This window comes from Halpernia sp. GG3 (assembly GCF_052976925.2).
The window spans coordinates 59,885-71,756 of record NZ_JBRIIR020000003.1 but is presented as its reverse complement, the minus strand read 5'-3'; the positions used below and the strand labels follow the sequence as shown (position 1 = coordinate 71,756).

The 11,872-nt window shown below is 32.9% G+C and carries 10 protein-coding genes; 3 read left to right on the top strand and 7 right to left on the bottom strand.

What is annotated here, in order from left to right; translation table 11 throughout:
* Window positions 1–13 precede the first annotated feature (13 nt).
* Window positions 14–595 (bottom strand): RdgB/HAM1 family non-canonical purine NTP pyrophosphatase, encoded by a 582-nt coding sequence (gene rdgB / locus ACVBED_RS00715; RefSeq protein ID WP_447120680.1) that lies wholly within the window; start codon window positions 593–595, stop codon window positions 14–16.
* A gap of 15 nt (window positions 596–610) precedes the next feature.
* On the bottom strand, window positions 611–1,438 hold the full coding sequence (locus tag ACVBED_RS00710; protein WP_447120679.1) for a CPBP family intramembrane glutamic endopeptidase: 828 nt from the start codon (window positions 1,436–1,438) through the stop codon (window positions 611–613).
* Window positions 1,439–1,617: 179 nt separating this feature from the next.
* Between ACVBED_RS00710 and ACVBED_RS00705 the strand changes: the two genes are divergently transcribed.
* The gene (locus tag ACVBED_RS00705; protein ID WP_473094336.1) at window positions 1,618–3,228 is read left to right on the top strand and encodes a peptide chain release factor 3; all 1,611 of its coding nucleotides are present in this window, start codon (window positions 1,618–1,620) and stop codon (window positions 3,226–3,228) included.
* Between the two features lie 139 nt (window positions 3,229–3,367).
* Here ACVBED_RS00705 and ACVBED_RS00700 read toward each other — a convergent pair whose 3' ends face one another.
* Genes ACVBED_RS00700 through ACVBED_RS00690 form a run of 3 tightly spaced genes read right to left on the bottom strand, consistent with a single transcriptional unit; the run spans window position 3,368 to window position 6,074 of the window.
* On the bottom strand, window positions 3,368–4,438 hold the full coding sequence (locus tag ACVBED_RS00700) for a DUF2891 domain-containing protein (protein WP_473094335.1): 1,071 nt from the start codon (window positions 4,436–4,438) through the stop codon (window positions 3,368–3,370).
* 60 nt (window positions 4,439–4,498) lie between these two features.
* Window positions 4,499–4,903, bottom strand: a complete 405-nt coding sequence (locus ACVBED_RS00695) for a hypothetical protein (protein ID WP_447120677.1) — start codon at window positions 4,901–4,903, stop codon at window positions 4,499–4,501.
* A 28-nt stretch (window positions 4,904–4,931) separates the two neighbouring features.
* The gene (locus tag ACVBED_RS00690) at window positions 4,932–6,074 is read right to left on the bottom strand and encodes an acyl-CoA dehydrogenase (protein ID WP_473094334.1); all 1,143 of its coding nucleotides are present in this window, start codon (window positions 6,072–6,074) and stop codon (window positions 4,932–4,934) included.
* Between the two features lie 143 nt (window positions 6,075–6,217).
* Between ACVBED_RS00690 and ACVBED_RS00685 the strand changes: the two genes are divergently transcribed.
* Window positions 6,218–7,984, top strand: coding sequence for an AMP-dependent synthetase/ligase (locus tag ACVBED_RS00685; RefSeq protein ID WP_447120676.1), 1,767 nt, complete (start codon window positions 6,218–6,220; stop codon window positions 7,982–7,984).
* Window positions 7,985–8,056: 72 nt separating this feature from the next.
* Here the strand turns inward: ACVBED_RS00685 and glgP are convergent, their stop codons facing one another.
* Complete coding sequence (gene glgP / locus ACVBED_RS00680) at window positions 8,057–9,715, bottom strand: alpha-glucan family phosphorylase (RefSeq protein WP_473094333.1); 1,659 nt, start codon at window positions 9,713–9,715, stop codon at window positions 8,057–8,059.
* A 114-nt stretch (window positions 9,716–9,829) separates the two neighbouring features.
* Window positions 9,830–10,165 (bottom strand): nuclear transport factor 2 family protein, encoded by a 336-nt coding sequence (locus tag ACVBED_RS00675; protein WP_447120675.1) that lies wholly within the window; start codon window positions 10,163–10,165, stop codon window positions 9,830–9,832.
* Window positions 10,166–10,371: 206 nt separating this feature from the next.
* Between ACVBED_RS00675 and mtaB the strand changes: the two genes are divergently transcribed.
* On the top strand, window positions 10,372–11,721 hold the full coding sequence (mtaB, locus tag ACVBED_RS00670; RefSeq protein WP_447120674.1) for a tRNA (N(6)-L-threonylcarbamoyladenosine(37)-C(2))-methylthiotransferase MtaB: 1,350 nt from the start codon (window positions 10,372–10,374) through the stop codon (window positions 11,719–11,721).
* Window positions 11,722–11,872 lie beyond the last annotated feature (151 nt).

Below are 11,872 nucleotides of genomic sequence, written 5' to 3'. Positions count from 1 at the left end.
TTTGATTTACAAATTATAACTGACTGCCACTATTTAAAAACTTAATAAACTGATCTAACGCCAATTTTCTGTGGCTGATTTTATTTTTTTCTTCCACCTGCATTTCGGCGAAAGTTTGGTTGCTATCTTCCGGCGTAAAGATCGGATCGTATCCAAAACCATCTTCACCAAAACGTTTATCAGTAATATTTCCGTAAACCCGGCCTTCAAAAAAGTGATCTCCCTGTTCATCTTTAAAGCAAAGCATCGTGATAAAATAGGCTTTTCTGTTTGGTTCATCTTTCATTTCTTCTAGAACTTTGGCAATATTTTTTTTAAAATCGTGATTGCCAGCATAACGTGCAGATAAAATTCCAGGTCTCCCATCTAAGGCTTCTACAACTAGTCCAGAATCATCTCCTAGGCTTGACTTACCGGTTTTTTCAAAACAATATTTTGCCTTAATTAAAGCATTTTCCTGAAAAGTTTTTCCGTCTTCCACGATCTCATTATTCAGATCATAATCAGTTAAAGTGGTAATCAGATATTCTGTTCCCAAAATCTGTTGAATTTCTTCTTTCTTATGAAGATTATGTGTTGCAACTAAAAGTTCCATTGAGTTTTTTTAAAATTAATTTTCTTGGTAAATCACTTTATTCCGATGCATGAAAAAATAATATGAAATACCGAATAGTACTAAACCTACTATTAAAATATAAATTTCCGGCTGATTTAAAACTGTTTTAAAACTTTCATCTTTTGTAAAGATTATTAACATCGCCGCAATAAAATTATTAAAAGAATGTAGTAAAATAGACATTAACAAAGATTTTGTTTTCCAATAAACCAATCCTAGAACTAGACCTAGCAAAAATGCACCCACAAATTGCCAAGGATATCCATGAACCGCACCAAATATTAAAGCAGAAAAAAATATGGCTTTCTTTGGGCTTATTCCTTTGTTCAGCATTGCTTTTAAAATAATGCCACGAAATAAAATTTCTTCTAAAAGCGGCGCAAAAACAGCAACCATTATTAACATTGCTGCGTGATCAATTGAAATAGAATTCATCTGTTCCATAAATTGCAGGTACAACCAACCAAAAACTGGACCTGTTGTCGGAATTAAATTGGTCAAAAATTCGGAAATCAACATCATCCCAAACATCATCATAAAAATTAAGACGTATGTTAAGAATGGTTTTGAAGTGAAGTTAAAATTTAATTTAAATCCTCTTGGTCGGGTTACAAATAAATCAAAAAATAAGATTGGCAAGCCTAAACTTAATACATAAGCTATGAGCAAAAATCCTGAAGATGATGCAATATCTTGACCTAAAACGAACTTGTAAACACCCAATATAATTGCGAGAACGAATTGTGCGGCAAAATAACCTCCAAATAAAATCGCTATTTGCCCCCAACCAATTGTATAATCAAATTTTTTAACAGTTCCCAATCATTAATTTTTAGCAAAGATAAAGCAATTCTACAATCCGTAACGTCTATGCTTTTCATTGTCAATAAAAATAACGATTTTTGCAATTGTAAATTTTTAAACAAAAAAATGTTTAAAAATTTACAAAGATTTGAATTTCAAAATTTATAATTCAAAATCTAAAATTTAAAATCTAACAAATGTCTTTACAACAAGAAATCAATAAAAGAAAAACTTTCGGCATTATTTCTCACCCAGATGCTGGTAAAACTACATTGACAGAAAAATTATTGCTTTTCGGTGGTGCTATTCAGGAAGCAGGGGCAGTTAAATCTAATAAAATTAAGAAAGGTGCGACTTCAGATTTTATGGAAATTGAGCGCCAAAGGGGGATTTCCGTGGCAACTTCCGTATTGGCTTTTGAATACAAAAATCATAAAATAAATATTCTTGATACGCCTGGTCACAAAGATTTTGCAGAAGATACTTACCGAACTTTAACGGCTGTAGATTCCGTAATTGTCGTAATTGATGTGGCAAAAGGTGTGGAAGAACAGACTGAAAAATTAGTTCAGGTTTGTAGAATGCGAAATATTCCGATGTTAGTTTTCATCAATAAATTAGACAGAGAAGGAAAAGACGCCTTTGATTTATTGGATGAAGTGGAACAGAAACTTGGATTACGCACTTGTCCCCTTTCTTTGCCAATTGGAATGGGCGAAAGTTTTCAGGGAATTTATAATATTTGGGAAAATAATATTCAATTATTTTTAGAGGAAAAAAAGCAAAGAATAAGTGAAACTATAAAGTTTGATGATATTAATGATGAAAGTATCGACGATTTAGTTGGTAAAAAAGCCGCAGAAAATTTACGTGAAGAATTAGAATTAATTCAGGAAGTTTATCCGCCCTTTAACAGAGAAGAATATCTGGCAGGCGAGCTTCAACCTGTCTTTTTTGGTTCGGCTTTAAATAATTTCGGCGTTCGCGAATTATTAGATGCTTTTATAGAAATTGCACCGGAACCGCAACCGAAAAATTCTGACCGCCGTTTGGTAAAACCAAATGAAGAAGATTTCACCGGTTTTGTTTTTAAAATTCACGCGAATATGGATCCGAAGCACAGAGATCGATTGGCTTTCGTGAAAATTGTTTCTGGGACTTTTAAAAGAAATGAAAATTATTTATTAGTTCGTGACGGTAAAAAATTAAAATTTTCTTCACCGAACGCATTTTTCGCCGATAAAAAAGAAGTCGTGGAAGAAAGTTTTCCCGGCGATATTGTGGGGCTTCATGATACAGGAAATTTCAGAATTGGCGATACTTTAACGAGTGGCGAAAAAATTAATTTTAAAGGAATTCCGAACTTTTCACCAGAACATTTTAGATATATCAATAATTCTGATCCATTGAAAGCCAAACAATTAGCCAAAGGAATTGATCAATTAATGGACGAAGGTGTGGCACAATTATTCACTATGGAAATGAATAATCGTAAGATAATTGGAACAGTCGGTGCGCTGCAATATGAAGTAATTCAGTACAGATTAGAGCACGAATATGGCGCAAAATGTTCTTATGAACCACTTTCCATTCACAAAGCGTGTTGGATAGAAGCCGATGAAAAATCTGACGAGTTTAAAGAATTTGCAAGGTTAAAACAAAGATTTATGGCAAGAGATAAATTCAATCAACTGGTGTTTTTAGCAGATTCTTCTTTCACCATTCACATGACGCAGGAAAAATTTCCGAATGTGAAATTACACTTTATAAGTGAGTTTCGAAATGCGGATAATTTTGAGAAGATTTAGTTTTTTAGCGAACGGATTTCACAGAATTGCACGGATTGAAATACTGATTTTTTTCTCGCAGATTTTGCAGATTAAATTATTGTAAAAATCTGCATAATCCCTAAAATCTGCGAAAATATAAAATTTAAAGAAAATTAATCTATTCCTGCGACAGCGCATAAACTGCAAAACTTGCCAACCAATGATCACCACCATAATTTCCTTCGAAAACTAAAGGCAACGCATTTTTAAGAAAAACATTTGCCGTTTCTGTAAATTTCTTTTTCAGTGGATGATTTTTAGGTAACGCATTTGCGATTCCTTTCATACACCAGGCTTTTGTAAAAGACAAACCAACTAAATGCACAGTTTGAAAATCATTAATATCACTTATCACAGGGATTTTAGAAATGTTTTCAAGGCTTCTTTTATCATAAAAATGATTGATCCAATTTACAAATTCTTTCTGCGGCAGAATTCTACGCATTAAATCTGCAATCTCTAAACTGGGCGAGAAAAAATCGCTTCCATCAGGTTCCAAATAAGCAGGTGTATTTTGATCTTTTAAATAAAAATATTTAGATTTTTCTATCAACATATTTTCAAAACTCTTGTCACCATTTGCTCTGGCCCAATCCAACGCAAATGACATGGCGAAAGCCGTATTTGGATGAACGCCGGTTCTGTTGGGATAAGTTTGTTTGGGCAGATAATCTTTCCAAAGTCGCAAAATTTCGTCCGTTAACGGCTTTAAATTTTTGTGCCAAATCTTTGCTTTTGGATTATCCCAAGTTGCTAATTCTTTGTCTAATTGTAAGATCCACGCCCAGCCGTAAGTTCTTTCAAAATTTTGAGCCACCTCGTATTTTGTAAAATAATCGGCTTCTTTTTTCATTTTATCCGCTTGAAATGAAGCGTCTAAAATGGCAGTGATTTCGTCAGATTTTTGAAGATTTGGTTTGCTTTTAAGAATCCGCACTAACATCCAATGTCCATGAACAGATGAATGCCAATCTAGACAGCCATAAAAAGCGGGATGTAAATCAGCGGGTGTCAATGTTGCTTCTTCAGCATTATTAATGACATGCGCGGTTTTGTTTGGATATTGTTGATTGATGCATTTCAAAGGTTTTTCAGCCAATTTGATTGCAACTTCATCGGTAAATTCCATATTTTTTTGAGCAAAAATTAAAGTTCCATTTAAGAGAAAAAAGAATAAAATATATTTCATAATAAATGTTTAAAATTAAAATTAAAAAATCCTTTCAAATATATTGAAAGGATTTGATATTTACTTCATATCGATCACTTTATCTACGATATAAACTGTGTTTCCACGCCATGGGATTGTACCGTGGTATTCTTTGTAATGCAAATCAAAACTCTTTCCACTGTTGGCTTCCATTTGTTTAAAAACGGCATCGTCATCTATTGAAAATTCAAATTCATAACTCGTTAAAGCACCAGTTTTTCCCGTACTTCCAAAACCTTGTTGGATTAATTTTCCTTCATAAGTTTTAAAAACATTTCCTTTTCTAACGACATAATTCAATTGCCCAGATTTTACACCTTCACCAAAAACAAAAAAATATTTGTACCAGGTAAAAATACCACCAACCAGCAAAATGATTAAAAGTGCCCAAAAAATAATTTTTCCAAAACCACTTTTCTTTTCTTCGTATATGCTTTCTGCCATTATAATTATTTAACGAAATAAATTTACACTATTTTTTGGAAATACTTCTACTAATTACAATTTTTTGGATTTCAGAAGTTCCTTCGTAAATTTGGGTAATTTTGGCATCACGCATCATTCTTTCTACGTGGTATTCTTTTACATAACCGTATCCACCGTGAATTTGAACAGCTTCAATAGTCGTGTCCATGGCAACTTGAGATGCATAAAGTTTTGCCATCGCACCACTTTCAGAAATATCTTTTCCTTCATCTTTTTCCGACGCTGCTTTGTAGCAAAGTAGTCGCGCCGCCATTATACTCACGTGCATATCTGCTAATTTGAATGCAATTGCCTGATGATTTATAATTTCAGTGCCGAAAGATTTCCTTTGTTGCGCGTATTTTAGCGCCAATTCATAAGCGCCGCTGGCAATTCCTAAGGCTTGTGATGCAATCCCGATTCTACCACCGTTTAATACCGCCATCGCAAACTTAAATCCGAAACCATCTTCTCCTATTCTATTTTCTTTTGGGACTTTCACATCAGTAAACATTAAAGAACATGTATCGCTACCTCTGATTCCTAATTTATCTTCCTTATTTCCCACAGTGAAACCTTCCCAACCTTTTTCCACAATAAATGCATTGATTCCTTTGTGCTTTTTGGAAACATCGGTCTGTGCCATAACTACATAGTATGTTGCAGTCGAACCGTTTGTAATCCAGTTTTTTGTACCGTTTAAAAGATAATGATCTCCTTTGTCAATGGCCGTGGTTGCTTGCGAAGTCGCATCAGATCCAGCTTCAGGTTCGCTAAGCGCAAAAGCACCAATAACTTCGCCACTTGCTAAAGGTTTTAAATATTTTTGTTTTTGCTCTTCATTACAAAATTTTTCTATTCCCGCACAAACAAGGGAATTATTTACAGACATTACAACTGCTGCAGAAGCATCAACCTTAGAAATCTCTTCTATTGCTAAAACATAAGAAATACTGTCCATTCCTGCGCCGCCATATTTTGGATCGACCATCATCCCCATAAAACCCAGTTGCCCCATTTTTTTAATCTGTTCGGTTGGGAATTTTTGATTTGTATCTCTTTCAATGACGCCAGCTAAAAGTTCTGTATGTGCAAAATCTCTCGCTGCTTGCTGGATCATGAGTTGTTCTTCGGATAAATTAAAGTCCATAAAATAATTTTAATGTTACTTTGTAAAAATACGATAAATAGTAAAAACATTAAAAGAAATTTATTTTTTGATTTATACCGATAATTTTAATATTTTTACTTAATAGTCAAAATAAATACCAATCTTTTTTAAATATAATAAATATGTCAATTACGAGACTTTTTGATTTTGCCCATAATTCTCTGGAAAAATTTCCAAAGGATGATTTTTTAGTCACCAAGAAAAATGGAGAATGGAAAAAAACTTCTACTTTAGAATTTGTGAATCAAGGAAATAAGGTTTCCCGCGGATTATTAAAATTAGGAATTAAACCGGGCGATAAAATTGGTTTAATTTCTACTACAAATCGCACAGAATGGTGTATTATGGATTTGGGTATTTCACAAATTGGTGTAATCACTGTTCCAGTTTATCCCACTATTTCCGTGGATGATTATATTTATATTTTTAATAATGCAGAAATTAAGTATTGCTTTGTATCAGATAAAGAATTGTATGATAAATTGATAGATGTTCAAAAAAGTGTGAGTTCCTTAGTAGGAATTTTTTGCTTTGATGATGTTAAAAGTGCACCAAGTTGGAAGGAAATTTTAGATTTAGGCGAAGATGATGCCACGCAAGAGGAAGTGGAAGATTTAAAAAAATCTATAAATGAAGAAGATTTGGCAACTTTAATTTACACTTCAGGAACTACAGGCCAACCAAAAGGCGTGATGCTGACACACCGAAATCTTGTTTCAAATGTTCTAGCTTCAAATCCCAGAATTCCACGGTTAAAAATTGATTATAAAGATATGAAAGCCTTAAGTTTTCTACCAATTTGTCATGTTTTCGAAAGGATGATCTATTACATTTACAGTTATAATGGTTTTTCAATTTATTTCGCAGAAAGCATTGATAAAATTGGTGATAATGTACGTGAAGTGAAACCGCAATACATGACCGTTGTCCCAAGATTAGTGGAAAAAGTGTACGATACTATTTATAGCAAAGGAACTTCTTCCGGTGGTTTAAAAGCGAAAATTTTCCTTTGGGCGGTTGGAATCGCAGAGAATTATGACATTAATAAATCTAAAACTTTCAAACACTGGATTGCTGATAAATTAGTTTTTTCCAAATGGCGGGACGGTTTAGGTGGGAACATTTTAACTCTGGTTTCCGGTTCTGCAGCTTTATCTAAAAGATTAAATATCATGTTTCACGCAGCGGGAATTCCTATCTTGGAAGGTTATGGTTTAACAGAAACTTCACCCGTAATTTCTGTTAATAGTTTTGACAAATTAAAAATCGGTTCTGTTGGTCAACCTTTGGCGAATTTAGAGGTGAAAATTGCGGAAGATGGCGAAATCATTGTAAAAGGACCTTCTGTAACGAAAGGTTATTTTAAAGCAGATGATAAAAATGAAGAATCTTTTACTAAAGATGGCTTTTTTATGACTGGAGATATTGGACACTTAGATGAAGATAATTTCTTATTTATTACCGATCGCAAAAAAGAAATGTTTAAAACCAGTGGTGGGAAATATATTGCGCCACAAGTGATTGAAAATGCGGCAAAAGCCTCGAAATTTATTGAACAAATAATGGTTGTCGGTGATGGTGAAAAAATGCCTTGCGCGTTAGTACAACCAAATTTCGAGATGGTTAGAAATTGGGCGAAAATTCACCATGTAACTGTTGGAGATACTAATCAAGATTTGTGTAATAATCAAGAAATTAAAGCTAGAATAGAAAAAGAATTAGAACAATATAATAGCCATTTAGGCAAATGGGAACAGATAAAAAGAATTGAATTAACGCCAGATGTTTGGTCTGTAGAAGACGGTTTGCTTACGCCGACTTTGAAATTAAAAAGAAAAGCGGTAAAAGAAAAATATCTTGACCTTTACGATAAAATGTACGGACATTAGAAATTTGGAATAATTAAAAATCCACGAAAAATTATATTTTCGTGGATTTTTAATATTTGACAATTTTTAAATCTATTTTCTATAAATCTGTTCGTAATATTCTGTCGCCATTCTATCGCTATTAAACTGATCTTTAACGTCATTCATTGCATTTTTTACCACTTCGCGCCATCTTTTTGGCTCGTCATAATACATTGGCAAAATTTCGTTTTCTAAAACATCATAAAGATTATTTAAGTCAAATTGATCTTGGTCATAAATACTCAAATTATTATAATCTGCAAGTAGCGTCACGAAAGAGTTTTCACCGTTTTTTGCAAATTCTGGGATCCAACCATCATCGGTAGATAAATTTACCGAACCATTCATTGATGCGGTCATACCAGAAGTTCCTGATGCTTCTCTTGGAACGCGAGGATTATTTAACCACAGATCTGAACCTTGCTTTAAACTTTTACTTAACGCCAACTCATAACCAGTTAGAACTGCCATATTCTTGTAATTTTTACTTGCTTCCACTAAAGAATTGAACGTAGAAATCGAAGAATAATCCATCGGATAAGGTTTTCCTGCCCAAATAATTTGAACCGGATATTTTGGATTATTTAATAATTTTTCAAAACGTTCTTTATCATGCAAAAGCAAATCTGCTCTTTTGTAACCTGCAAAGCGTCTCGCCCAGACGATTGTAAAAATATTCGGATTAAATAGATTTCCCGTTTGGTCGGCTACAATTTTAAACGCTCTCTTTTTTAAAAGTTTTTTCCGTTGGTCAAAACCTTTATTGTCTTTTTCCTCTTTTGCTTTATATAATGGATGATCCGCCCAATATTTAAATTCTTGCGCGTTCGTAATCGCCTTTATTTCGCATATATCTGGATATTTATTCCACATTTCTCTTGAAACTTTGCCATGAAGTTGAGAAACTGCGTTAGAAATTCTTGCCATTTTTAAAGCGCAAAGTGAATGATTAAAGCGATCATCATTAAACCCTTCAATTTTTTTTGCAGCCTCAATATTTAATCCGCAGAAATAGGACATGTCATAACAAAGATGCAGATTGTGTTTTTCATTTCCTGCTTCTTCTGGCGTATGAGTCGTAAAAACTAATTTTTCTCTTACCTTTTCTAGATCGCCACCATATTTATTTAACAAATAAAATGCTGCCGGCAAACCGTGCGCTTCATTTAAATGATAAACGTCTCGTTCGAAATTCATCATGTCTAAAAGTTTTGCTCCACCTTTACCAAGCAAAATCATTTGCGCTAATTTTGTAGATTCATTTGCGTCATACAAACGGTGAGAAATCGTTTTAGAAATATGGTCATTTTCGGGAACATCGGTACTTAAAAAAAACATCGGTGCCGTATCAAAAGTATCGGGTTTTAAGTAATAGGCTTTTACCCAAACCGGTGCGCTGTGAATTTCGATTTGAAATTTAATTCCCGTGTCTTCTAAAAAACTATACATTTTTCTAGTCCAGGTCGGAAGTAAAGTTTGATCGTGATTTCTGTCTTGGTCGTAATAACCAAATTTCCATAAAATACCGATTCCTACTAAATCTTGTTTTAAATTATAGGCACTTCTCATGTGGGAACCTGCAAGAAATCCTAAACCACCGGAATATATTTTTAATGCTTGATCTATGGCAAATTCCATAGAGAAATAGACTACTTTTTCAGAAAATTGATTATCGATGCTATATGGCATCTTGAAATTTTTAAAATCCATTTTTGGCTATTTGTTTTTATGAATCACAAATATAATATTTTAATTTTTTTTAAAATAAATTAATAAAAAAAAGCCTTCGTAAAAAGGCTTTGAAATATCTATAAACTATTTTTATTATTTAAAACACGAAGTGTCTTTAAAATAATCAGACAAAAATTTTATTTTTCCATTTTCTGCAAAAGAAACGATAGTACAAATTTGATTACTGTAAATTCCCTTATTTGCGATAGTTCCTTTAGACATTGTTTCATAAAAAAATTTACCATTACCCAAATGGAAAATTTCATCAACGTTCCATTCTAATTTTTCATATTTTCTGAATATTGCTCTAAACAAGGCCATAATTCGTCTAACACCAATCACTTCGCCTGCTGGCGGAATCCATATTCTGCTCTCATCATTAAACCATTTTTGAAGATTTTCAATATTCAAAGAGTTTAAATCTTCCATAAAAGAAGTTACTTTACAATCCATACGCATATATACGAAAAATTTGGTATAAACAGTTTGGCTATTACTAAATAATTTGGAACTGAAATTTATACATTTCAAAGGTAAAGGTTTTTAACTAAGATTTTTAAAATAAATCACTTGAAGATCTGCTTTTTTACAATTAAATAAATAAAAAATTCTTTTGTAAATTTGCATCTCAAATTATGGATTTAATTACTACTAAAAAAGCGGCTTTTCATACATTAGGATGCAAACTTAATTTTGCAGAAACTTCTACTATTGCCCGGCAATTAACTGATTCTGGTTATGAAAAAGTAAATTTTGATGAAGTGGCGCAGGTTTATATTATTAACACTTGTTCCGTTACAGAAAATGCGGACAGAGAATGTAAACTTCACGTAAAGCGCGCCTTAAAGGCAAATCCGGAAGGTTTGGTAATCATTATCGGTTGTTACGCCCAATTAAAACCTGAAGAAATTTCCGCAATTGAAGGTGTGGATTTGGTTTTAGGTGCTAAAGAAAAATTCAATGTTTTAAGTTATCTTGAAGATTTAGAAAAAGCCACAAATCACGCTTTAGTTCATTCCTGCGAAATCGAAGAAGCAGATTTTTTTATTGGCAGTTATTCCATCGGGGACAGAACCCGCGCCTTTTTAAAAGTGCAGGATGGCTGTGATTATAAATGCACGTATTGCACCATTCCATTGGCAAGAGGCATCTCGCGGTCAGACACTATTGAAAGCGTCGTAAAAAATGCAACAGAAATTGCTTTAAAAAATATAAAAGAAATTGTTTTAACAGGCGTAAATATTGGTGATTACGGAAAAGGTGAGTTTGGAAATAAAAAACACGAACATACATTTTTAGAACTGATTTCTGCTTTAGATTTAGTTGACGGGATCGAAAGAATCCGTATTTCATCCATCGAACCAAATTTACTAAATGACAGTTGTATTGATTTAGTCGCACAAAGTGAAAGATTTGTGCCGCATTTTCACATTCCTTTGCAATCTGGCAGCGATGATTTACTAAAAAAAATGAAACGCCGGTATCTTACAAATCTCTATTACAACCGTATTTCAAAAATAAAAGAAGTTTTACCAAATGCTTGTATTGGAGTTGATGTGATAGTCGGTTTTCCGGGTGAAAGCGAGGAACATTTTTTAGAAACATACAATTTTTTAAATTCGCTTCCAATCAGTTATTTACACGTTTTCACTTATTCTGAACGGGAAAATACGGAAGCGGCTTCTATGGAAAATCCAGTGCCAATTCCAGAAAGAAAACGCCGCAATAAAATGCTCAGAATTTTATCTGAGAAAAAGAAAATGGCTTTTTACCAAACTCAATTGGGAAAAACTTTGCCTGTACTTTGGGAGCACGAAAATAAAAATGGTTTTATGTTTGGGTTTACCGAGAATTACGTGCGCGTTAAAAAACCTTTCAATAAAAAATTTGTTAATGAAATTGAAGAATTAGAATTAAATAAAGTTGAAGAAGACGGAACGGTTTCAGTAAATTTCAGTTTTTCAAATTTTCTTGAAAAGGTTTGAGTATCGATATACTCGTTTCAAAAAATCATTGAAAAATTCTATTTTTTAATTTCCATCTGCCAATTATTAAAAACTTAAGTTTAAATTACATTATAAGATTTTCTTTAAGTAAAGTATATTTATAAAACATTTTCAATAAAAATTCAATTAT